Below are 23,303 nucleotides of genomic sequence, written 5' to 3'. Positions count from 1 at the left end.
CATTCGGCTCGCCTCTGCCATTAAAAAACACCCCACTCTTCTAATAGCAATACTATAGTTAACTATACCAAACCGCCTACACTTTGCCAAACGTTAATCTTTAATCTCTATACAAAAAAACAGCAGGAACCCCTAATAAATGGGCCTGCTGTTTTAATATTTTTCTTAGTTAAATCTTACCACCAACCGTTAGCTTGACGGAAGGCAACGGCATTTGAAACTGAACCGTAACGTGAGTTAGCGTAGTTAACCATACCTTGTGTTTGTTGAGCAACTGATCCAGTTCCCCAGCTTTCCTTAGTTTGGCCTAATCCACGGTATCCGTTAGCTGATACGGCGTTAGCATTTCCACCTGATTCAGGCATAACAACGGCTTGCCACAAAGCAGCTGATCCACCGTTAGCGATGAATTGGGCATAAGTTGACCCACCAGCGTTTGTTGCTTGCGCTGTATTAGTAGTAGTTGCTTGTTGTGCTGGCGCAGCTTGTTGTTGAACTGGTGCAGTAGTAGTTGTTTGCGCAGCTTGTTGCTTTGGCGCAGCAACTTGGGCTGTTTGTGTTGATGCAACTTGTTGTGTTGCTGCGGGAGCGGCAACAGCGGTGGTTGCTTGAGCTGAACCTTCAGTTTCGATTGTTTCACCAGCATAAATCATGTCTGGGTTTTCGATATTGTTAATTTCTGCCAACTTATCAGTAGTTGTGTTGTAGTTTTGTGCGATAGATGCAAGAGTATCACCTGACTTGATTGTTACTTGATCAGCAGATGCGATTCCAGTTGCACCCAAAAGCCCGGCAGCAGTTGCAGTTGTCATCAAAATAGCTTGTTTAATATTCATGTGATATATCTCCTCTATAAATGTACTTTTTAGAATGTTTATTTTTTATATTTATTAGGTTGCCTTAACAACAATGAATACTATACGGGAATCTAACCTCACTTACATATCAAGGCCATAACGCTTTATGACATTTTTTACAACGACGTAACTTTAAAACGTTTTAAAGCGCTCCTTCACCTGATATATAGCCTTTTTTCTTGTCATAAAAAAAGCGGATTTTTGTTTAAAAAATTTGAATATCGTATAAATTATTTTAAAATATGATATTTTTGCGTTTTATAAGCGCTTTCATTTCAAAAAACGACAAACGTTAAAGTGAACAAAGATATATTTAATTAACTTTCATATAACACTTTTGCCAAATGTGTTCAAAACTTATAAATTTACGTCTTAATTAACCAAAGTTATCCACAAACAGATCGTTAAAATCTCTGATTTTTTCCAATAAAGTAGAGAATTCTTGAAAATATAGACGAAACGCACGAGAATTGTTGCAAATTTACCTCACTTTTTTAAACAACGACACCAAAACTCTTGTTTCGATCGATTAGTCCCCTTTTATTTATCGCTACTCCAAAATGCAATAGGTCCCTTCGATGACTATTTCATCGTTTATATAGTAGAAAACGTGTTTCAAAAACAATAAAAAAACGCTGCCTTATTAGTGTAAGACAACGCTTTTCAGCAATTATTTAGTTATTTGAAGAAAGCTTGGAACAATTCAACATACATATCAATAAATTTGAGGTACATATCCTTTTCCACATATTCATTCGTTTGATGGGCAAGCGTTGGATCACCAGGTCCAAAGGTAACTGAATTGAACCCGGTTGGGTGTTGCTTTAAGAACTTTGAAGCATCTGTTCCACCTGGTACACCAATCATTGGAATATCCTTACCAAGATCTTTCTTCGTAATTTGCTTAATCAAATCAATAATCTTAGCATCTGGGTTACCATCAATGGCAATCACTTGCATCCCTACTTCATCGGAAATCTTTCCCTCAGCTTGCTTATTAAAGTCGGCAATCGTTTGGTCAATGATTTCAAGAACCTTATCATTATCAAATTCTGGAACTGTTCGAACATTCAACAATGCTTCTAACTTATCGGGAATCGTATTTGCTTGCGTACCACCCTTAATCACATCAACATTGTAAACCGCATGTCCCAAAACCTTATTTTCAGCAGTCTTATTGTAATCATCTAAGTTTTGCTTCAATTCTGACCAGAAATCAATAAACTGTTGAATGGCATTGATTCCCATTTTAGGCATTGAACTATGGGCAGCCTTACCTTCAGAGGTAAAGGTAATGTTTAGCTCACCTTTACTTGAGTAGGAATATAAGTAACCACTTGGTTCAGCAATCAACAAAGTATCGACATCATCCATATAACCTTGCTTTTCAAGCTCTTCTGAACCTTGCATCCCAACTTCTTCACCAGCCGTAGCAAGCAAACGGATGGTTCCATTCAATTCAACGTTGGCTTCCTTTAATTCAATCATGGCAATTGCGAGCGCCGCAAGACCACTCTTCATATCTGTTGCACCACGACCATACAACTTACCATCCTTGTCTGTTAGCTCAAATGGATCAGAATCCCAGGCATCTTTATCCACATCAACTGTGTCCATGTGTCCAGAAACTGCAAGCACAGGCTTTCCAGATCCAATCTCAGCTACCAAGTTAGCACGTGTATCGTCATCTGATAGTGGAATAATCTTTGATTCAATATCGTGTTGTTTCAATAAATCCTGTACATATTCAGCAACAGTTTTTTCGTTCCCATTAACTGAATCGATATGTACTAAATCTTGCAAGACCTTCATTTTTTCGTTTTGATCCATGATTATATCCTCCATATGTTCGACTAGATGTATATATTATAGCATATATTGGAATTGCATTATAATTCTGTGGTAAGGCTTTAATGAACTACCGTATTCTATTCCTCAATTGTCTCCGCTCTTTCTAAATTAATAAAAAGAGTAGCGAAATTCTCGCTACTCTTCAAAGCATCTATTCATCATGCGTTTTTGCATACTCCTGCATTTTATAAACTTGTTCTAAATGCATATTCTTTTTATCTGGAGTACCCCTGACGTAGTCTGAACCTACTGTATTAACCACATAGTAATTGACACAATCTAAATCGTCAAACCCGATTTTTAACCAATCAAAATAGTCAAAATTAATATTTACATCAACATCATCCGTTACAGTATAAGTAATTAACATATTTTGAAAAGAACGCATATCATTTTCTGAAAATAATTCCGACATAGAACGTACTTCACCAGATAATTGATCAAAATAATTGGCTAGGTCATTTGAGGCAAAGATATACTGCTCGTTAGCATCAATAAACCAAAATTCAGCTCTAGCAAATTCTCCTGAGACTTGTCCCCAAAAATAAAGCGTCTGATATTCATGACCTTGGGATGCCTTCGATGCAAGTTCATAAATGCTGTCAACATAATCAGTCAATTGTTCATTAAAGTCTTCTAACTCCGCCGGTAGTTGTTCAACCTGGTATTCGTCCTCATTATAGTCAGAACTTGATTCCACTTCACCATTCTCAGCAGCATTTGCTTGCTTAACTTGTTGCCACAATTGTAAATAATTCTGCTTTACCGCTGCAAAGTTGCGCTTTTTCATATCTGAATATGAAGCTCGCCCTAATTGATAAAATTTTGCAGCTAGTGGTTCCCCGTCTTCAATACGATCATCAGCACGCTCTACAAAGGCCTCGGCTTGATCATCTGAATAATCAAAAAATTCTACCAAGCCCACAGCAACCTCATCGTCACGCGAATCCTCATCGATTTCTAAATCATCTGCTAGAAAATCGATTAGCCCAATATAAAAAGCACCTAGGGCTATGCGTTCTTCATAACTATTTGCAAACGAATGCAATTTTAATTCATTCCGAATAGGCTTCCAAAGCTGTTGGTTGTTAATTTTTTCAAAGCGCGCTTCATCAAGATGCCATTGACTGTCACTATAGAACACAACAACGTCATCATATTCCATTAATTCATCCATCAAAGCTTGATAATCACTTTTTACAGGCTCATAATCACGAGCCTGCATTTTTTCAAGAGCTGCATATCCATGCTCGTATATCTTCATATTCATTGGAAAACGATCATCTGAGATATAATCATCAATGTTATCTGCAAATGACGTACTATACGAAAATGAATAGTCAAAATCTTCATACATATTCAGCCGTTCCCAAAACTCATTATATAGAATCTTGTAAGCGGCCCCTTCTTGATCTGCTAAATGTTGGAGCATGCCATAATAATAACCAGCTAATGCTTCTAGACCTTCAGTATCCAAATTGATTTCGTCCAATTTCATAATTTTAAAAATTGGCCGTAGAATAATCCGTTCATCCGCCTCCGCTAAAGCTTTCTTCTGTTTTCTTTTCTCAAACACCATATTCTACCTCCAGCCTTGCCGATTAAAATACCGGCTCTTTAACAATACATTTAAACTAACCGGTTCACCAACTAGTTCGTATAAATACCAAACCGACCATGTGGATATTCACCATGCCACGCCGTGTACAAATATCCATCTAACAAGATTGAGCATAATTCATCATAATAAGGATATTCTTTCAAATCAAAATACGCATCAGTTAAACAAATCATTGCAATCTCTGGAACAACTCGTTGAATCAATTCTTCAGCCAGATCAGGATGCTCATCGGTTAAAGTACCCATTCCAATAGTCAGTGCATTCCCAATTCGTTGCAAATAATCCGTATCTAATTCATCAACCAAGGCATTCCAAGATCCATCTGCCGCATCCATTACTGCACGTCTTTCATTTGTATCAAGGGTTTTAAAGTCAGGCATATCCCATTGCTCAATTAACTTTTGCAACTCAAACATATCAAAATGGGCATATTGGCTAAACCAATCATTATGAATAAATTCGTCTAACAAGTTTTGGTTGAGTTCAGGAACCGCCAAACTATCAGTTTCTTGATTAGACACGAATAATTTTTCGACTGACATATCAATTTTGTCATTATCGTCAGTGTCCTGTGTTGAGTTATCTGCTGTGGCTTTTAGATCTACAACCAGTTGCTTAAAATCCTGTAAGACGGCGTTCATTTGATCTTCTTCGAGATTCTCATACTGGTCATAACCATGATTATAAATATATTCAACTTGATTATTAGTAGTCTCAATAATTTTATTTGCTAAGTTTTCAGCATCTTCCTTTGAATAATCAAATACTTCAACCAAACGCGCTTTAAATTCGCTATTTTTAATGCCATCATTAATCATTTCATTATCGGCTAATGCAGATAATAAACCATAATAATAATTTGCTAAGACTTCCCGACCAAATTCATCAAATGACACCTGATCTAATTCCAATTCATTAAAGATTGGCATCAAAACTTTAAATTCATCCTGCATGGCAAATTTTTGTTGGTCAATTGATTCAGATGTTACTTCAGGCGTTTGTGTTTCATCAACCTGGATGTTTACGGGCTGTTTCTCTTCTTCCTGAACCCTTGGTACATCATCCGATTTGGTCTGTGTTCTTGGAAAAGCTTGTTTTGAATTTTCATTTGAAACAACAGTACTGCGATTAATCGAATCACTATCTGTGGCTGGCTCAATCCGTTGAGCAAAAGTCTTATCAGCATAGTCAAAATTCGAAGGTCGCGCCTCCTCATTGGCAAAATAATCATCTGAATAATCCTTCTCCGTCCAATCATATTCATCATCATAAACACTTGGGAAACAATGCATCACCAAGACTGACAAACGTACAACTGGTACAAATTTCAATAAAATCCACCATGGATTCAATCCAGCATCACGTAATCGCCGTACCCCAGCCGCTAAATTAGCCAACAAGTAAACAACATAACCTAAACCAAAAATAACGATGAAAACTACTGTGATAACTAAATCAGACTGATTTTCATCCTCAACTATATTTAAGGCAATCATTAACAATACAAATGTAACCACAGACGCAGCAAATAATACTAAGATAGCATTAACAATTGATCCTAACCAAAAGTCTTTTCGTCTGGTTCTGTCTGTATAATCAAACATCTTTTGCCAAAATTCAATAACCGCTTCCATACTAAACTCCATTTCCTAAACTATCGTGCATGTTTGCCTTCACGCGAATAAATCTTATCATATGTGCCTGCAATTTTTTCCATTTGCCGCGTCTCCATCCAAACTTGTGCTCGTTCATCTAACGTCATGTTTAAATACTCGAGTCCAACTGTCGTTGCAATATAATAATTCCTTTGTTCCTCATCATCATATCCACGCTCGTCCCAGTCAATATAATCAAAATCCGTATATGGCAAAACCGGATTTCCTTTTTCGAAGCGGATAATCATTTGATTAAATAACGGCGTACCATATGCTTCAAAAATTTCCTTTACTTTTGCAACTTGTCCTATTAATTGTGTACTTAAGGCCTGATCATCACTATCGATAATCTCTAAGTGGCCATCTGCACGATACCAAATAGAGATGTCTATGTACTCTGATGTCAATTTTTCAATCAGCCATACTTCTTGATACTCTCCAGCTGGATTCATTTTTTCCAAAATATCATAAATACCATAAGCATTGTCAACGAGAGATTCAACCAGGTTCTTCGCTTCACCGTCTTTATCATGGCTCTCCTTAACCACAAGATTCTCTGGCGTGTTTGTAACTTTGCGATCCCCATTGACGTTCAAAACAGTCTTGAAATCAGTTAGAGGAGATTTTTGATGAAATTTTTCATCAGAAGGACTCTCTTCAAGAGCATCATTTCGTCCTACATGCGTTTTATCTCCATCAAACTTCACTTTCGATTGAAAATTTTCACTTTGATAAGGCTTCCGCAATCGCGATACCTGTTGATTAGCATCACTAAGCTGATTGTTTTTTCGGGTTTCCTCTACTTTATTTACCTTGCTGGTATTTTTAGGAATGTCTGGGTCTGCTGTGAGGTTTACTTGTTGATTATCAGTTTTCTTTGTTGGGAAAAATAACATGATAAAAACAATAAGTTGCAAGATTGGAAATATCGTTAATAAAACCCACAGAGGATGAAATCCAGCATCACGTAATCGGCGCACTTTAAGCGCAAATGTAGGAATCACAAACATTAATGTGCAAGTCAGCCAGGAAAATATAAGCCAAATTACATAATAACCAGCGCTCCAAAAAAGTTCATTTGATCCATCAATTAAGTAAGGTAACACCCCACACAAAAAAGAAAGTATCAGATAAAGAATGACACTTAATATCGGTCGAATAATATAATAATTACCAATATAGCCAATCCAAAAAGGCGCTCGCTCCGTCTTATCTTCGAAATCAAACGCTTTGTTCCAATAGCTCCATAAAGCTTGCTTCCACATGACAACTCCCCATTTTCTTTTTCAGTCAACTTAGTTTATTAGGTCTGATAACCTGAAAGCAATAGTAAAATCCATATTCTAACCATCTTGTAAGATAGTTTATTCCATTAAATCTTATGTAATGATTCTTAACCCTGAATTGTGACACAAACAACTTCAAGAGATTGCTAGATCACCCAATATATTCGAAATCATAGTTCATTGAAAATCCATCTATCAATCAATTAAATAACAAAAATAAAACTGGTTAAGCTTTATTACGTTGCTCAACCAGTTTCAGGATATTAAAAAATAACGGCAACAATTGCACCAACAGCCATCCCTGATGGAACAGCAATCAACAATGCTTTTTTACCATCTACATTTTTTGACTTCTCTACTACTAACACGACCCCACTGGCCACTTTTGCAACTAAGGCAGGAATCATCGCTTTCTCCTTTAAATTAACATCTCGCATTAACTTTAATTGTACTTAATCAGTATTTGTATATATTGTCCCATATCAACAACTATAGACACAATCTTTATTTTTAATAAGGAACTATACCTTATTATCGATTCCTGTACTTTTATTCCCAACTATCATATCTAACGGCTTATTAAGCTCAACATTGCCTATGGCTCAGTTAAAAACGACCAAAAAAAAACGTCACTCTATAACAGAATGACGTTTTTATATTATGGAGCCGAGGGGAGTCGAACCCCTGTCCTAGCATCTTGCCACTAATACCTCTACGCTCATAGTCATGCGATTTAAAATTCGCAAGCTGCACGCCGCATCACAAGGCGATCAACTTGCTAGATTGATTATCCTTTTCCTGACATCCCCAATCGTAGAACATCAGGCGCAGATTGTTAAATTATAGAACCATCAGCTAACCGACAATCACAGTTAAAGATGATCACGCGTGCTGTTTTTTAGGCAGCGACTGCGTAGTTATTTGAATTTTTTGCAGTTAATTCATCTGAGTGGTTTTAAGGGACACAACCCCTAAGCGCCATACTAGCTCAAACAACACCAGTCGATTCCGTAACGACCCCGTTTAATATCATTCTATTATAGCAGACTTCGGATTTATTAGCATGTTTTGTTAAAATTGTTTGGATAAAAAGATTAAAAACGATTGTTATTTTAATTTAGTTCGTTTATAATCTTTTATTGGTTGCTAAAGCAACTACTAAATAACTAAAACACGAACATTAACGAGGTGTCTCATGCCAGAAGCAAATCTATTCGATTATGAAGATATTCAACTCATTCCCAAAAAATGTGTCTTAAAGAGCCGTAGTGAAGCAAACACTGAAATCACTTTCGGTCCTAAGACCTTTAAATTACCGGTCGTTCCCGCCAATATGCAAACAGTGATTAACGAACCTTTAGCAATTGCACTTGGGCAACAAGGTTATTTTTACGTGATGCACCGTTTTGAACCAGCAATGCGGGCCCAATTTATCCGAGATGCCCATGAAGCTGGTACTTTTGCTTCAATTTCTGTTGGTGTGAAGGATGATGAATATACTTTCATTGATGAATTAGCTGCTGAAGGATTAAATCCTGAATATGTCACAATTGATATCGCCCATGGCTACAGCGATTCTGTAATTGACATGATTCAATATTTGAAATCAAAATTGCCTGATACATTCGTCATTGCCGGTAATGTTGCTACTCCCGATGCCGTGCAAGCCCTTGAATCAGCTGGTGCTGATGCTACCAAAGTTGGCGTTGGTCCTGGAATGGCCTGCATCACAAAACTAAAGACTGGTTTTGGAACTGCTGGTTGGCAATTGGCCGCCATTCAACAATGTGCCGAAGTTGCTACTAAACCGATCGTCGCTGATGGTGGTATTCGTTACAACGGTGACATTGCCAAATCAATTGCTTTCGGGGCTAGCATGGTAATGATTGGCTCACTCTTCGCTGGACATGAAGAAGGTCCTGGGGATGTTATTGAAATGGATGGCGCTAAATATAAAACATACTTTGGCTCAGCCTCACAATTCCAAAAGGGTGAATATCGTAACGTTGAAGGTAAAAAATTAATGGTGCCACTTCGTGGTAGCATCTATGACACCCTTCGTGAAATGCAAGAAGACTTACAATCAGCCATCTCTTACGGTGGTGGCCGTGAATTGCACGATTTGACCAAGGTTGAATCAGTTATCGTTCGTAACACTGTGACGAACGGTGATAATCGTTAATAGCTAAAAAGGATAGAGCAATTGGCTCTATCCTTTTTTATTTAATATATTGTCCAATGGCATCTAAACGCCGACGCAAAGTCTTTCGGTGAACATTTAATCGTTCACTTCGTTTCTGTAACGTCATCTCTGGAAAATCTAAAACATGCTGAAAAATTGGCTGCAATGTTGGATCCAACTGATATTTAATTTGTTCCCATATTTGGGGATGATCATCCTCATAAACCATGTTTTCAATTTCATTCATATCAGCCCACCGATTCTGATGTCGCCAATCACATCGTTGCAAGTCTTTTAAACGCCATAGTAATAAGCGAAACAACTTATTGTTTTTATGTGCTTCTAATTCTGATGTCTCAAGTAAACGATGCCACACAAGCACCCATAGCTCTTGAAAATAATCATCATAGCGCGCATCACTGTACGTCACACCGCCTGCCTTCAAAACTCCACCAATCATTGGTTTAAATTCAATTAAGTCCAAGGAAAATTCCTCCATAGTGCACAAAAAAAGACCTCCAGCGCGAATGGAGGCCTTTTTAAATGCAGATGTCTCAAATAAAATTTTTTATCATTAACTCTACAACATTTTGAATATCTCTATTATAGCCCAATTCAGCTTTAAAAAAAATACCTGATCCATTTTAGCAAGCTTTTATCTTACGCCAAATCCACTGTGATTGTTGGATTGATTGTTTCAGTAATATATTCAGCCTTAATTTGAATAAATTTTGTGCACAAGGGCTCACCGTTACTATAAGCGAGGCAATTAAGCTTTGCCAATTGTCTTAGAGCATCACGCACATCATCACTTGGCAAACCTTCATTAACTTGTTGCAGTTTTAAACTAGCTGTCTTTTTCTGTTCATTCACCAGTGTAATTTTTAAATATGTCATTATTTTGCCTCCCACGCTACGTCTTTCTTAGTTGTCACAATTTGCTTGATCCTTGTCTCAGCCCCTAAGCGCACCCAAACATCACCTAATAACTTTAACTTTTCTAATGAAGTTTCTGGCAACACATAGATTTGTCGCACAATATCTTTACTACCATCTTCTTTACCACCAGTAAAAGTTACTTTAGTCACTGTTTTTGATTCATTCTGCTTTGCCCCAGCTACCTTCATTATCATGTACCATCCTTTTTAGTTTTTCGTACGCGTACACTCTATATACGGATTCCAAATGAAAAATGGGACAAAAAAAAGACACATCTACTTGGATGTGCCTTTTAATTAACTTTTATTTCGCATATTCTGTCGAACGTGACTCACGAATAACTGTTACCTTAATGTGTCCTGGGTAATCAAGTTCTTTTTCAATTTCTTGAGCAATATCATGTGACAAGACTGTTGCTTCCAAATCAGAAATAACTGCTGGTTCAACAATGACTCGCACCTCACGTCCAGCTTGAATGGCAAATGACTTTTCAACACCATTGAAACTGTTAGCAATATCTTCCAATTGCTTTAAGCGTTGTACGTAATTCTCAAGTGATTCAGAACGGGCTCCTGGACGTGCCGCAGAAATTGAATCTGCCGCAGCAACAAGTTCCGCAATCACACTTTCTGGTTCAACATCACCGTGATGTGAAGCAATTGCATTAATTACTTCGGGACGTTCGTGGTACTTCGTTGCGATTTCAACTCCCAACTCCACGTGTGAACCATCAACATCATGATCGACAGCTTTACCAATATCGTGTAGTAATCCTGCGCGCTTAGCAAGCGTAACATCTTCACCTAACTCAGCCGCCAACAGACCAGTTAGTTTTGCAACCTCAATTGAATGGACAAGAACGTTTTGACCGTAACTCGTACGATAATTTAGACGACCAACTGTTTTGACAAGGTCTGGATGCATATTGTGAAGACCAAGGTCGAAGACAGCCTGTTCCCCAACTTCACGAATATGTTCGTCCATTTCCTTACGTGACTTCTCGACCATCTCTTCAATCCGAGCAGGATGAATTCGGCCGTCAGCAATCAACTTCTCCAAAGCATTCTTAGCGATTTCACGACGAATTGGGTCGTAACCACTTAGTACAACTGCTTCTGGCGTATCATCAATAATCACATCAATTCCAGTCACTGTTTCAAGAGCACGGATATTACGACCTTCACGGCCAATAATCCGTCCCTTCATATCATCATTTGGTAAGTTAACCACTGACACTGTTGATTCAGCAACCATATCGGCCGCTGAACGCTGAATCGCATCAACCACCAAACTCTTGGCGCGCTTATCAGCTTCAGCAGATGCTTGGGCATCACTTTCCTTGATCATCACTGCCCGTTCGGCAGTCAAATCATCCTTAGTTTCTGCCAAGATTTGATTCTTAGCATCTTCACGAGAAAGTTGAGCAACTTCAACCAGCTTATCTTCACGAGCATCTAATAAATTATCTGCTCGCTGCATCTTATCATTAACGCTTTGACGTTGCTGATCCAGCTTCTTTTCTTTCTCTGAAATGACTTCTTCACGCTTTTGCAAAGAAGCGTCCTTACGATCCAATACAGATTCACGACTTACCAAACGATCTTCTTGACTCTTAACTTCAGACCGACGGTCTTGGAGTTCTGATTCAATGCGATCTTGGTAACGTTGGCTTTCATCACGAGCTTCAACTAATGCAGACTTTTTAGCTTGTTCTGCATCAACCTTAGCTTGATTCGTAATATCTGTTGCATTTTGGTGTGCTTGGTCCAAACGCTGATTGATTTTCTTATCAGCTAATTTATAACCAACGACAGCACCAATTACGATTGCGACAAGCGACACAAGCATTATTAAAATAATGTTCATCTCATATCTCCCGTCTATTTCACAGGAAGTCCTGATCATAGTTTATTATTGTGCATTGCGCACAACTATTATTCTAGACTTTTCCACAGCTTATGTCAATCTTAAGCAAGCGCGTAAAACACTGAAACTACCTGCTTTCATCGCAATTAAGCTTGATTAAATTTCACAATATAATGAGTCAACATTGTAAGTACCGTCCGGACAAACACAGCCAAAATCGGCACGAAAAGTAATAGCGAGTTTGACAAGTTGATAAAGACTTCTAAACCAGCTGCTAACAAAATGAAAATCAATAAAATGACTTGCCAAATCCAAAGTGTACGATGATCGATTTGACGTAATTTCTTAGACGTTTGGAAAATTTGCTGAATATCGCCTAACTTACCAATTACCAAATCTGTCTGAGGTGAATCATCAATAAAACTAACAATTACATCAGCAGTATAATCTTCTGGATACGCTTGATTGGTAATAAACATTGTTGACTTGTTATTGGCCCAATCTTGTTGCAGGGTTTCTTTATCATCAACCGCCAAGCCACCGTGCACCTCGCCTAAGCTTTGCATAGTTTCTTGCACGCGCATCAATGAACCTTTGGTATCGGCACTAGCAATATTAACTGTGAGCTTTTGTTTAGCGAAGAATTCATCTGTTTCCATTAATGAGCGAATCAGTGGGGCCCCAAATGATACCACACCAACAGCTTTACCTTGGCATACTAATAAACTGACTGAATTCCCTAAAGCAATCAAATCCTTTAACCATTGTCGATTATATTCATAATGGTGATGTAGAGCGTAACTAGCTGAAACTAACTCATACGTCTCTTCATTAATCGTACCACGCACACCCACCGAAGGAATTGTTTCCAAATCTTGTGCTTGAATTGGATAAACCCCATTTTGATGACTATAACTCAGCAAAGCTTCCGCATATAATCCCCAGGCTTCTTGCTCAAGCCCAGCCATAATCGCCAAAATATCTTGATCACTATAATCATCATCTAAGCTATCCACATTATAAACAGTCACGTGGCGACTTGTTAGCACCCCAGTCTTTTCCATCACAACATCTTGCAATTGTCCGACACGGTCCAAGGCTGCTGGATGATGGACTTTCACACGTGTTTCTTCTAATTGCTCAATCGCTTGCGCACGTTTACGAGCCGCAAAAATCAAAGGCCAACGCGGATCAATAATCAATAGCGATGCAGTCGCAACAGCTAATGCAATTTGCCAATCCCACATCATACCAAAGAAAATAAAGCCATAACTTGCAAATAATACACTTAACCATGATAGACGTCGAGTTGAGCGCACCATTGCCGCAGAAGCAGGCGCTTTATGTTCAGCCGTTTGCGCCCAATTCATCGTTAACATCAACAAACCAATCCCCAACATTGTAATTGGTAAAGTGACTGTTTTTAATGAATCAGCATGCATGGGCATGATATAACACCAAATGGTCAGAATAAACCAAGTTGTTTGCCCTAATAATGGAATCCATAGACTAGAATGTCCAGCGGCTCTTTGATGACGCCAAGCTAACCAACCGATTAACCCATCAGCCACAATAATATAGACGCCAGCAGCCGCTAAAAGATACAAAATTAGATTTGCTTGGGCTAAAGCAATCGCAACATCCCAGCCCCAAAGAATTGGCATAAATAAGCCTGAGATAATTGCTAATATAAAGGCAACTGCTGCCAACCATCGATAATGAATTTGTCGCATCTTGCTGACTCCATTTTCTTAATTTATAAAAATAACCGTACCCCACGGTTATGGGATACGGTTATCACTTAAGGAGAATGTGGGATTCGAACCCACGCGCCGGTTTCCCGACCTGACGGTTTTCAAGACCGTTCCCTTCAGCCAGACTTGGGTAATTCTCCATGAATTGCGGGTGCAGGATTTGAACCTACGACCTTCGGGTTATGGGCCCGACGAGCTACCAGACTGCTCCAACCCGCGATAATATAAAAAAGGAGGATGTGGGATTCGAACCCACGCGCCGGTTTCCCGACCTGACGGTTTTCAAGACCGTTCCCTTCAGCCAGACTTGGGTAATCCTCCATAACAGATATTATATTACACGAAGCTTGCTTAATTGTCAAACAATTTATCCCTACTCATATCCTAAACCCTATTCTAACACGTTTTTACGCCATAAAAAAAGCTAGACCAAACTAGTCTAGCTTTTCTTTTCAATTAAATTTTTAAGGTCATTGCATTGATAGCAACAATAATCGTTGACAGTGACATCAAAATAGCCCCGACCATTGGATCTAACTGGAAGCCCCATGGAATTAAGATACCAGCCGCTAGTGGTAAGGCGATGACGTTATAGCCAGCACCCCACCATAGATTTTCAATCATCTTACGGCGTGTATTGCGGGCAAGCTTAATTAAGTTAAGGATATCGCTTGGCTTTGAATTTACTAAGATAACATCAGCTGCGCTAATTGCAACATCTGTTCCTGCGCCAATCGCAACCCCAATCGTGGCTTGTGCAAGGGCTGGAGAATCATTCACACCATCACCAACCATCATGGCACCCGCCTTTTCTTGATAATCCTTTACATACTTAATCTTGTCCTCTGGCTTCATCTCAGCATGCACCTTATTAATGCCTAATTGCTTGGCAACCTTTTGTGCAGCTTGCTGATTATCTCCCGTTAGCATGACTGGTTCAAAGCCCATCTGTTGCAAACTTTGAATGAATTCAGCTGTACCGGCCTTGATGGCATCCCCTTCGGCAAGCATGGCCAATACATTGTCATCATCCAAAACGAAACTAACACTGTAGCCTGCTTCTGCTTGCGCTGTATATGCTGTTTGATCAAAGCGAATTTCGTGTTCATCCAAATACTTGGCATTCACAACCGCAACTGAATGTCCATTAATCTTACCAGTTACACCTGTACCAGGAATATTTTCAAAATCCTCGACCTCTGGAAAATCACTAATTCCAGCATTTTGTGCTGCTTCGACGATACCTAGAGCTAATGGATGCGTACTACCTTTTTCCAAAGCACCAGCCAAACGTAATACATCGTTTTCGGTAACTTGATCATCCAATACCTTAACGTTCTGTACTTTGAAATGGCCTTCCGTCAAGGTACCAGTCTTATCCATTAAGATATATTTCACTTGATTGATTGACTCTAACGCATTTCGATTTTGAATCAATAGCCCATGCTTAGCAGCTAAACCGGTCATTCGCGAGGCAACCAATGGAATTGCCAATCCGAGAGCGTGTGGACAAGCAATAATTAAAACCGTTACCACAATTGGCAAAGCGAAGGTAAAGCCTCGCGCAATTGTCCAGACCACCAAAGCAATGAAAGCAATCCCAGTTGCCGCATAGAACAACCAACCGGCCACCTTATCGGCAAGATTTTCAGCATCTGATTTATGACTTTGCGCATTTGAAACTAAAGCCTGTACTTGTGAAAGATAACCGGAATCGCCAGCCTTTGTCACCTTCATGGTAAAAGATTGATTTTGGTTTTGTGATCCCCCAACGACTTCATCATCTACTTGCTTAGTAACACCTTTTGATTCGCCTGTTAGCAGTGATTCATCTAGTACTGGTGAGCCAGAAAGGATTTTCCCATCTGCAGGAACACGTTCATTTTCCTTAACTAAAACAACATCCCCAGGCTTTAAATCCTTTGGATCAACATCACGAGTTTGCCCATCTTGTTCTTGAATATGCGCTTGCTTAGGTACTAATTGCGCCAAAGCATCTACGGATGAACCAGCTTTCATAACTGTGTTCATTTCAACAATGTGACCAATCAACATGATATCAATTAATGATGCCAGCTCCCAGAAGAAGTCCATCACGTGGGCACTCGGATGAACAGCATTCATAATTGTCGCATATACACTGTAAAAATACGCAACACTGATTCCCAAAGTAATCAGCATCATCATCGCTGGCTTCTTAGCTTCTAATTCTCCCTTAGCTCCGCTAAAGAATGGCTGCCCACCATAAAAGAACAGAATCGTCCCCAAGATGAGCACTAACCAATTTTGTCCGGGCACACCAGTCACCGTAAATGGTAAGTTCATCCCCATCATCGGCGAGAAGATAATAATTGGAATCGTCAGAATAAGGGATACCCAAAGCTTACGCTTCATATTCCCCATATGCATCATATGACCACCGTGCATCATCATATCATCATGATTCATGTGACTCATATCCATGCCACCCATATCCATGTTCATATGATTGTGGTGCATTTGGCTCATATCCATATCCGCATGCTTTTGAGATTGCCCATCCATATGCTCATGATTCATCCCACTCATGTTCATATCATTGTGAGCATCATGCGCCATGCTGTGATGACGCACTGTCCTATTTTCGTGAGACATATCATCGCTCATATCCATATTTTCAGAGTGCATATGCTGCATAGGTTCATCATTTGACTGAGCATCTTCATGAGCCATCTGCATATTCTCGTGCTTCATGCGGCTTGATTCATGCCCATTTTCCATATTCATATCATGAGACATATTTTCATGATCCATGTGTTGTGTATCATCAGCGGGCATGTTCATGTCATCATGCATATGTTGTTTTTCTTCTGCTTTTGTCATTTTGTTTACTCCTTTAAAAATAATTTTGCGTCTCAAAAGTCATCAAAATTATTTACGGAGGCTTATCAGAGGGAGCGCTGCTACTCTCATCAGCAATAGCGACTTCTTCTGCTTCCGTTTCCGGAATGCACGTCACTGTAATTGTCACACACACATTTGACGGTGCTAATGTCTGCGTTGTTCCAGAACAACATCCACATTGACAATTTGTTTGATTTTCCAACACAATGCCCCCTCTCTGATATCTTTATCGCTTTCAATTTACATATTTTAACACATTTCTGACAAAACAAAAAAAGAGGCTATTCAGACGAATAACCTCTTCAATGATGCGGTCGGCGGGAATCGAACCCGCACGGTATTACCTACCACAGGATCCTTAATCCTGCGCGTCTACCAATTCCGCCACGACCGCAACTCATGTCGAAAACTCAACATGAATTATCATAGCAAAATTGATGCTGTTACGCAAGATAACCGACCAGATTTAATTACTTAGTTAGCTTATGTGGCATCAATACTTCAACCGCAACCGGCTTCTTATTTAGCTTGTCAGCTGGCATAAGATCTTCAACAACGGCCTTGCTAGCAACACCCTTGCGCTTTGAATCAACCTTAGTTGCCACTTGCTTACCAAGACCAGTTGCCTTTTGTGAAACAGTTTGTGCTGTATCAACAACAGTGTTTTTTACAGTACCGGCTGTTTGTTTTGTCTTGTCTTTAATTTCATCTTTAGCTTCAGGTTGAGTAAGGTATTCTCCACCTTCTTGCAACTTGCTACCGGCCCAATTGATAATATCACCAGTACCTGCAACGATTTTACCTAATCCTTCTAACAATGACATACCTTTTCCACCTTTCTTCTATCAAATTAGTGTTATTATACCTTAGATTTATAAAAAAAGCTTATGCTTCTTTATCTTCTTGAGGGGCAATCATCGAAAGTTCAATGCGTTGGCGTTGCTTATCAACGCTAACAACCCAAACATCGACAATATCTCCCACCGCAACAACTTGATGTGGATCCCGAATACGACGTTTTGCCAGACGTGAAATATGGACAAGCCCATCTTCATGCACCCCAATATCAACAAAGGCTCCAAAGTCAACTACGTTACGTACTGTTCCCTGTAATTGCATCCCCACCTTTAAATCATCCAAAGTGAGTACATCTGAACGCAGAATGGCACCCGGTTCAGCATCACGTAAATCACGTCCAGGATGCTCAAGTGATTCAACAACATCTTCAAGTGTAGGTAGACCAACATCTAATTGTTGTGCCGTTTGCTTTAGATTCAATTGGTCTAACTTTGATTTAGCCGCTACCCCAGGCTTTGTATTCGTCATTTCCAAAACTGTTTTAGCTAGCTTGTACGACTCTGGATGTACATCTGTATTGTCCAAAATATTCTTGCCATCTGGAATTCTCAAGAATCCAGCCGACTGTTCGAAAGCCTTATTACCTAACTTAGGCACCTTTTTCAACTCAGTTCGACTTGAAAATGGTCCATTTTCATCTCGATAAGTCACAATGTTATGCGCAATTGTATTGTTCAATCCAGCTACATGCACCAACAATTGTGGTGATGCTGTATTCAAATTAACACCAACTTGGTTAACGGCCGTTTCCAGAACCGCGTCCACTTCTTGATTCATTTCTTTTTCTGGCAAATCATGTTGATATTGTCCAACACCAACCGCTTGCGGATCAATTTTAATCAACTCTGCCATTGGGTCTTGAAGACGACGGGCAATCGAAATTGCAGACCGTTGCTCAACCTGTAAGTCAGGAAATTCTTCTCGTGCCAAATCACTCGCCGAATAGACTGAAGCACCAGCTTCATTGACAACAACATACTTTAAGTCAGGTAAATCATTTTTGATAATATCAGCGATAAATTGTTGAGATTCACGACTTGCAGTACCATTTCCAATCGCAACAATTGATACATGATACTTTTTAACTAAATCAATCACCGTCTTCTTAGCACCAACAGGATCATACTTTGATGCTTTATGCGGATAGATAACACTCTTTTCTAAGAACTTACCATTTTCATCCACAACTGCTAGTTTTGATCCGGTACGAATTCCTGGATCGAAACCAAGCACTACGTTTCCCTTCAAAGGAGCTGCCATCAACAAATGATACAAATTTTCTCCGAACACTTTAATGGCTTCACCAGCCGCACGTTCAAAAAGGTTCTTTTTTAGCTCACGCTCAATAGCAGGTCCAATAAAGCGCTTATATGCATCATTAGCAGCTGCAGTCAAAATATCTGCAGCTTCACCAGTATGTTGTCCAACCAACCTGAACTTCAAATAACGTTCAATGGCGTCTTGATCAACACTAATCGCTAAACTTAAGACACCTTCTTTTTCACCACGATGCATCGCTAAGATTTGGTGATTCGCAACTTGTTGAAGTGGTCCATCAAATTCATAATATAACTTATAAACTTGCTGTGGGTCCTTTTCATCAGTACCTCGCTTCAACTTAGCTGTCAAATGGCCGTTCTTTTCTGTATACTTACGAACCCAGTCACGAATTCCTGCATTTTCTCCAATGACTTCGGCAAAAATTTCATGGACACCATCACGTACGTCCTTTTCATTAGTTAACCCTTTTTCAGGATTAATGAATGTTGTAATTTTATCTGAAAGCCCATCAGCTGGGAACATTTGTACGATTTTAGCCAGTGGCATTAAGCCAGCTTCTTTAGCAATTGTTGCCTTGGTCCGGCGCTTTTGCTTATATGGTAAATAAATATCTTCTACAGCTTGTAAATTTTCAGCTGAAGCAAGTGCCTTTTCAAGCGTAGGTGTCCAAGCGTTTTGTTCTTTGATTGCCTTTTCAACTGTAGCTTTTCGCGCATTCAAATCTTCAAATTTTTTAGCCATGGTTTGGATATCGCGAATTTGTACTTCATCCAAGTTACCTGTAGCTTCTTTACGATAACGTGCAATAAATGGGACTGTATTACCGTCTGCTAAAAGTTCTTGAACTGCATCCACTTTTTTCTGCGGAATATCCAATGTTTGTGCGACCTTACTGTTTAATTCGTTTGTCATTTTTACTGCCTTATCCAAACTACATTGCTGACATCATCACACGACGAATTTGAGCACCAAATTTTGTAATCAAATCATTTTGCTTTTCTTCTGAATCACGGAAAGCATCTAAATCAACGGCTTGCTTATCAACATCAAGTGAGTCAGCCATTTCTTTTGTTGCATCCGCATAATCTTGATAGATTTGTGCCAAAGTCTTGTGCATCCCCAAGATACGAGCTGGCGCCTTCAATTCATGTAACTTTTTAGCAGCATCTTGATAAACGTCAACGGCATCCTCAAAGGCTGCTGCAATATCTTGAAATTCTGCCTTATCTAAGTCAGATAATTTTTCAGCCTTTAATGCCTCATCGAGTTTTTCGAAAAAAGGAGAAGTCTTTTCACCGGTTTCTTCAGTTAATTGTGCAATATCCCCAATCATCATTGCATATTGTTGTGGGCTTACAAATGATTTTTTCATGATTAATACTCCTTTTAGATCTTTTCATTATTATACCTTACTTAACTTCGCTTATGCTGACCTAAATAAAGACAAAATTTTCCAAACAAAATACAAATAAAGAGGCATCTTCAATTTTTAAAGATGCCCCTTTACTAAAATAGATATTTAATTATCAGTGTCCAACAAAGCGTATTGCCCATCCTTACGCTTGTACACTACTGCTGGTAATTCATTTTCAGCATTCAAGAAAATGAAGAAATCATGTCCCAAAAGCTCCATCTGCAAGACTGCCTCTTGTGGGTCCATTGGTTTCAACTCAACTGTCTTCTTACGAACAATTGGTAGTTCATCAGTATTTTCAGCCTGATCGACATCGCTCTCGACTTCATTCAAGTCTGGAATACCTTGCTTACGTAATTTACGATTGATTTTAGTCTTATACTTCTTAATCTGGCGCTCTAACTTGTCAACAACCATATCAATAGCTGCATATAAATCATCTTCAGTATCTTCGGCACGAAGCACCAACTCTGGTAGCTGGACTGTTACCTCAGCTTGGTAAGTTCGATCACTTTTATGACCACCTAACTTTACGCGTACCGGATAGCTTTCAGCATCATCCAAATACTTTTCAAGTCGTGCCATTCGCTTTTCAACATATGCTTGAATGGCCTCGGTCACGTCAAAATTTAAACCACGAATCTGATAATCTAACATAGTGTCGCTCCAATCTATACCCGTAGGTATGACAAAGTTTAAACTCAACCAAATTATATTTGGTATGTTTATTTTACCATGTTTACCAGTTTTATTAAACTTCCCTCATAAAACCTGAACGAGCTAGCGTCACCGAATTGAGCTGCGTAAATCCCACCTGTCGTAGCGTATTATATGCATGTCTCAACGTTCTTCCCGTCGTATAGACGTCATCCACTAAACAAATTTTTGTTTCCAAACTGACTGATACTTGTGAATCAATCCTAAACGGGTTACTGGTATCCAGTCTCTCTAGTTTCGTCTTTTTACTTTGCGGTTCTGCAAAAATTGCCTTGGTTAGAAGGCGCGTAAAATTAGTCCCAAGGATGCCTTCAACTTGGTTATATCCCCTCTGTTGGTACGTAATTTCATGAACAGGAATTGGTACAACAATCTCTGCCTTCTGTTGATAAATTTTATGCCAAATTGCTCTTCGAAAAAGCTTTGATAAATGGTAGCCACCTTGAAATTTATATCGTGTTAAATAATTTTGCATTATCTCGTTATACATAAAAACAGCAATATTATTAGTTCTAAAGCCAAGATATTTTTGCCATGTTAAACACTCCAAACATGTTCGTTGTGCCTTTGCAACTTTTCCACCACAATCACTACAGCAAAGTTGTTTAAATGTCTTAAACTGTCGCATACACTTTTCACAAACAATTCGATTTTGAAATATTAGTTGACCTTTAAATATTTCACTAAATGGTATTTCTTCATCACATAGTTGACAAAAATCTATTCCTATTAATGTCATCGATCGTTTTTACAATCCTTTGCATTTGCTTTGTAAGTTCTTGACAATAAATGATTAAGTTTCCATCTGGGTATTGTGGATCTCTACCACTTCTGCCCGCTATTTGTAACAGGGTCTCATCCGTATACTTTCCATCTTCAACACCTAAAATGCACACCTGGACATTAGGTATAGTCAAACCTCTTTCCAAAATAATGGTGGTACATACAACATCAATTGTCCCTACTTTAAAAGCTTCAACTAATTTTCTCCTCTGCCCATGCTTAGATGAGATAATAACGATGTTCAATCCCAGCTTCCAATGTTCTAATAGTTCTTTTAAACGTGCTAAGTCAGTAATAACCGGTACAAATATCAGCCAGGGAGCCTTTTTCTGTGATAATTTATGTTTTAAATCTAAAGGAAGTCTTTTTTTCCAATGAAGCAATATTAAATTCAATTTGAAATTTGGTAAATCTTGTCCATGAAATCGCTTCAATACCGTGTGAACTTGCAACTGCTTTCGTTCCATCAATTTTTTTAAATCTTGGCTCAAGGTCGCCGTCATGTATATCATCACACTTTGATCACTTCTGGCTTGAGCTAGTGCATACCACAATGATGAATCACCAGATAAGGGAAACGCATCTGCCTCATCAACTACTATTAAATCAAACGCATGATAAAATTTATACATTTGATGCACGGAAGCGAAGGTTATCTGTTGATACTGAAAAGTATCCTTAATTTCGCCATGTAACATCGTAAAACTAACATCATAATATTTCATAATGCGTGCTGCAATTTCTTGCACAACATCGATTCTTGGTGAAAGATATGCGATGCGAAATTTTTTATTAATACAGTATGTCAAACTTGAATATAGCATTTCTGTTTTACCAGCGCCTGTTACTGCAAATATTAATTGATCTTGTTTAGCTTTGATGCCCTCTAATAAGTCCTCTGATAGTTTTGATTGTTCAGTAGTAAGTTTACCTGACCAAGTACATTGAACCTGCTCAGCGTCAAATTTATGCGGTTCAGATACTCCATATAAATAATGCTGTTCTGTTAGTCTGCCATATTTAGCACAATGCCAACAGTAGCTTAGACCACTTGGTAAACGCCAGCTATCTTTAATGTTAACTGCACACCTTTGGCAAAAACCATTTCTAATGGCAGGCATTGCCACACCAGTGATACTATTGTTATCTAATGTTGCTTCTAAACGTCCATATTTTTCCAAATTGATGGTTCCTTTAGATATAGACGTCAAATTTATTTTAAGACACAAAAAAAGCCGTCATTACTGACGACTTTCTAGTTCGCATTGCGACGTCCTATCCTCGCAGGAAGAGATCCTCCAACTACTTTCGGCGCTATTGAGCTTAACTTCTGTGTTCGGTATGGGAACAGGTGTG

19 protein-coding genes, 4 tRNA genes, 1 rRNA gene and 1 other RNA gene are annotated in these 23,303 nt (G+C 38.9%); 1 reads left to right on the top strand and 24 read right to left on the bottom strand.

What is annotated here, in order from left to right:
* Positions 1-176: 176 nt before the first annotated feature.
* The 7 genes from JOC36_RS07650 to ssrA all read right to left on the bottom strand — a co-directional run bounded on the left by JOC36_RS07650 (position 177) and on the right by ssrA (position 8,291).
* Positions 177-836: a LysM peptidoglycan-binding domain-containing protein gene (locus tag JOC36_RS07650; protein WP_205145901.1), complete on the bottom strand. Its 660-nt coding sequence runs from the start codon at positions 834-836 to the stop codon at positions 177-179.
* A 699-nt stretch (positions 837-1,535) separates the two neighbouring features.
* Positions 1,536-2,687, bottom strand: coding sequence for an ArgE/DapE family deacylase (locus tag JOC36_RS07645; protein ID WP_239517568.1), 1,152 nt, complete (start codon positions 2,685-2,687; stop codon positions 1,536-1,538).
* A 172-nt stretch (positions 2,688-2,859) separates the two neighbouring features.
* Positions 2,860-4,287: a hypothetical protein gene (locus tag JOC36_RS07640; protein ID WP_205145900.1), complete on the bottom strand. Its 1,428-nt coding sequence runs from the start codon at positions 4,285-4,287 to the stop codon at positions 2,860-2,862.
* A 71-nt stretch (positions 4,288-4,358) separates the two neighbouring features.
* Positions 4,359-5,963 (bottom strand): DUF805 domain-containing protein, encoded by a 1,605-nt coding sequence (locus JOC36_RS07635; protein WP_205145899.1) that lies wholly within the window; start codon positions 5,961-5,963, stop codon positions 4,359-4,361.
* Between the two features lie 20 nt (positions 5,964-5,983).
* Positions 5,984-7,249 carry a DUF805 domain-containing protein gene (locus JOC36_RS07630; RefSeq protein WP_205145898.1) on the bottom strand — a complete coding sequence of 422 codons (1,266 nt, stop codon included), beginning with the start codon at positions 7,247-7,249 and terminating at the stop codon, positions 5,984-5,986.
* A gap of 284 nt (positions 7,250-7,533) precedes the next feature.
* A complete protein-coding gene (locus JOC36_RS07625) occupies positions 7,534-7,707 on the bottom strand; it encodes a hypothetical protein (RefSeq protein WP_205145897.1) in 174 nt (57 codons plus the stop codon).
* 221 nt (positions 7,708-7,928) lie between these two features.
* Positions 7,929-8,291, bottom strand: a transfer-messenger RNA (tmRNA) gene (gene ssrA, locus JOC36_RS07620).
* A gap of 174 nt (positions 8,292-8,465) precedes the next feature.
* On the opposite strand from ssrA, the gene JOC36_RS07615 reads away from it, so the two are divergent.
* A complete protein-coding gene (locus JOC36_RS07615; RefSeq protein ID WP_205145896.1) occupies positions 8,466-9,452 on the top strand; it encodes a GMP reductase in 987 nt (328 codons plus the stop codon).
* A gap of 37 nt (positions 9,453-9,489) precedes the next feature.
* Here the strand turns inward: JOC36_RS07615 and JOC36_RS07610 are convergent, their stop codons facing one another.
* The 17 genes from JOC36_RS07610 to rrf all read right to left on the bottom strand — a co-directional run.
* Positions 9,490-9,936 (bottom strand): hypothetical protein, encoded by a 447-nt coding sequence (locus tag JOC36_RS07610; RefSeq protein ID WP_205145895.1) that lies wholly within the window; start codon positions 9,934-9,936, stop codon positions 9,490-9,492.
* Positions 9,937-10,112: 176 nt separating this feature from the next.
* The gene (locus JOC36_RS07605; RefSeq protein WP_205145894.1) at positions 10,113-10,349 is read right to left on the bottom strand and encodes a DUF2922 family protein; all 237 of its coding nucleotides are present in this window, start codon (positions 10,347-10,349) and stop codon (positions 10,113-10,115) included.
* A complete protein-coding gene (locus JOC36_RS07600) occupies positions 10,349-10,585 on the bottom strand; it encodes a hypothetical protein (protein WP_205145893.1) in 237 nt (78 codons plus the stop codon). Before JOC36_RS07600 ends, JOC36_RS07605 begins: the two co-directional genes overlap by 1 nt.
* Positions 10,586-10,694: 109 nt before the next feature.
* Positions 10,695-12,257 (bottom strand): ribonuclease Y, encoded by a 1,563-nt coding sequence (gene rny / locus JOC36_RS07595; protein ID WP_205145892.1) that lies wholly within the window; start codon positions 12,255-12,257, stop codon positions 10,695-10,697.
* 146 nt (positions 12,258-12,403) lie between these two features.
* Entirely contained in the window at positions 12,404-13,990 is a 1,587-nt protein-coding gene (locus JOC36_RS07590) for an HAD family hydrolase (protein ID WP_205145891.1), read from the bottom strand.
* A gap of 71 nt (positions 13,991-14,061) precedes the next feature.
* Positions 14,062-14,151: transfer RNA gene (locus JOC36_RS07585), tRNA-Ser, on the bottom strand.
* A 5-nt stretch (positions 14,152-14,156) separates the two neighbouring features.
* Positions 14,157-14,230, bottom strand: a tRNA-Met gene (locus tag JOC36_RS07580).
* 12 nt (positions 14,231-14,242) lie between these two features.
* A tRNA-Ser gene (locus JOC36_RS07575) sits at positions 14,243-14,332 on the bottom strand.
* Positions 14,333-14,467: 135 nt separating this feature from the next.
* The gene (locus JOC36_RS07570; RefSeq protein ID WP_420825623.1) at positions 14,468-16,723 is read right to left on the bottom strand and encodes a heavy metal translocating P-type ATPase; all 2,256 of its coding nucleotides are present in this window, start codon (positions 16,721-16,723) and stop codon (positions 14,468-14,470) included.
* 480 nt (positions 16,724-17,203) lie between these two features.
* A tRNA-Leu gene (locus JOC36_RS07565) sits at positions 17,204-17,288 on the bottom strand.
* 76 nt (positions 17,289-17,364) lie between these two features.
* On the bottom strand, positions 17,365-17,718 hold the full coding sequence (locus tag JOC36_RS07560; RefSeq protein ID WP_205145890.1) for a hypothetical protein: 354 nt from the start codon (positions 17,716-17,718) through the stop codon (positions 17,365-17,367).
* 61 nt (positions 17,719-17,779) lie between these two features.
* Positions 17,780-19,945, bottom strand: coding sequence for a Tex family protein (locus tag JOC36_RS07555; protein ID WP_205145889.1), 2,166 nt, complete (start codon positions 19,943-19,945; stop codon positions 17,780-17,782).
* A 19-nt stretch (positions 19,946-19,964) separates the two neighbouring features.
* The gene (locus JOC36_RS07550) at positions 19,965-20,405 is read right to left on the bottom strand and encodes a hypothetical protein (protein WP_205145888.1); all 441 of its coding nucleotides are present in this window, start codon (positions 20,403-20,405) and stop codon (positions 19,965-19,967) included.
* A 147-nt stretch (positions 20,406-20,552) separates the two neighbouring features.
* Positions 20,553-21,104, bottom strand: a complete 552-nt coding sequence (gene hpf / locus JOC36_RS07545; RefSeq protein WP_205145887.1) for a ribosome hibernation-promoting factor, HPF/YfiA family — start codon at positions 21,102-21,104, stop codon at positions 20,553-20,555.
* A gap of 94 nt (positions 21,105-21,198) precedes the next feature.
* Complete coding sequence (locus JOC36_RS07540) at positions 21,199-21,903, bottom strand: ComF family protein (RefSeq protein WP_205145886.1); 705 nt, start codon at positions 21,901-21,903, stop codon at positions 21,199-21,201.
* The gene (locus JOC36_RS07535; RefSeq protein ID WP_205145885.1) at positions 21,866-23,128 is read right to left on the bottom strand and encodes a helicase-related protein; all 1,263 of its coding nucleotides are present in this window, start codon (positions 23,126-23,128) and stop codon (positions 21,866-21,868) included. Before JOC36_RS07535 ends, JOC36_RS07540 begins: the two co-directional genes overlap by 38 nt.
* Before the next feature lie 81 nt (positions 23,129-23,209).
* Positions 23,210-23,303, bottom strand: a 5S ribosomal RNA gene (gene rrf, locus JOC36_RS07530); the annotation flags it as partial.

This window comes from Weissella uvarum (assembly GCF_016908785.1).
Taxonomy (GTDB): Bacteria; Bacillota; Bacilli; order Lactobacillales; family Lactobacillaceae; genus Weissella; species Weissella uvarum.
This window is presented reverse-complemented; position numbering and strand designations above follow the sequence as displayed.

Bases quoted from the DNA above. Each gene is read 5' to 3' on its own strand.
- JOC36_RS07560 (WP_205145890.1), bottom strand. From the start codon at position 17,718: ATGTCATTGTTAGAAGGATTAGGTAAAATCGTTGCAGGTACTGGTGAT.
- hpf (WP_205145887.1), bottom strand. From the start codon at position 21,104: ATGTTAGATTATCAGATTCGTGGTTTAAATTTTGACGTGACCGAGGCC.
- JOC36_RS07600 (WP_205145893.1), bottom strand. From the start codon at position 10,585: ATGATAATGAAGGTAGCTGGGGCAAAGCAGAATGAATCAAAAACAGTG.
- JOC36_RS07635 (WP_205145899.1), bottom strand. From the start codon at position 5,963: ATGGAAGCGGTTATTGAATTTTGGCAAAAGATGTTTGATTATACAGAC.
- JOC36_RS07590 (WP_205145891.1), bottom strand. From the start codon at position 13,990: ATGCGACAAATTCATTATCGATGGTTGGCAGCAGTTGCCTTTATATTA.
- JOC36_RS07605 (WP_205145894.1), bottom strand. From the start codon at position 10,349: ATGACATATTTAAAAATTACACTGGTGAATGAACAGAAAAAGACAGCT.
- JOC36_RS07615 (WP_205145896.1), top strand. From the start codon at position 8,466: ATGCCAGAAGCAAATCTATTCGATTATGAAGATATTCAACTCATTCCC.
- JOC36_RS07630 (WP_205145898.1), bottom strand. From the start codon at position 7,249: ATGTGGAAGCAAGCTTTATGGAGCTATTGGAACAAAGCGTTTGATTTC.
- JOC36_RS07550 (WP_205145888.1), bottom strand. From the start codon at position 20,405: ATGAAAAAATCATTTGTAAGCCCACAACAATATGCAATGATGATTGGG.
- JOC36_RS07540 (WP_205145886.1), bottom strand. From the start codon at position 21,903: ATGACATTAATAGGAATAGATTTTTGTCAACTATGTGATGAAGAAATA.
- JOC36_RS07555 (WP_205145889.1), bottom strand. From the start codon at position 19,945: ATGACAAACGAATTAAACAGTAAGGTCGCACAAACATTGGATATTCCG.
- JOC36_RS07640 (WP_205145900.1), bottom strand. From the start codon at position 4,287: ATGGTGTTTGAGAAAAGAAAACAGAAGAAAGCTTTAGCGGAGGCGGAT.
- JOC36_RS07570 (WP_420825623.1), bottom strand. From the start codon at position 16,723: ATGGCTCATGAAGATGCTCAGTCAAATGATGAACCTATGCAGCATATG.
- JOC36_RS07650 (WP_205145901.1), bottom strand. From the start codon at position 836: ATGAATATTAAACAAGCTATTTTGATGACAACTGCAACTGCTGCCGGG.
- JOC36_RS07645 (WP_239517568.1), bottom strand. From the start codon at position 2,687: ATGGATCAAAACGAAAAAATGAAGGTCTTGCAAGATTTAGTACATATC.
- JOC36_RS07625 (WP_205145897.1), bottom strand. From the start codon at position 7,707: ATGCGAGATGTTAATTTAAAGGAGAAAGCGATGATTCCTGCCTTAGTT.
- rny (WP_205145892.1), bottom strand. From the start codon at position 12,257: ATGAACATTATTTTAATAATGCTTGTGTCGCTTGTCGCAATCGTAATT.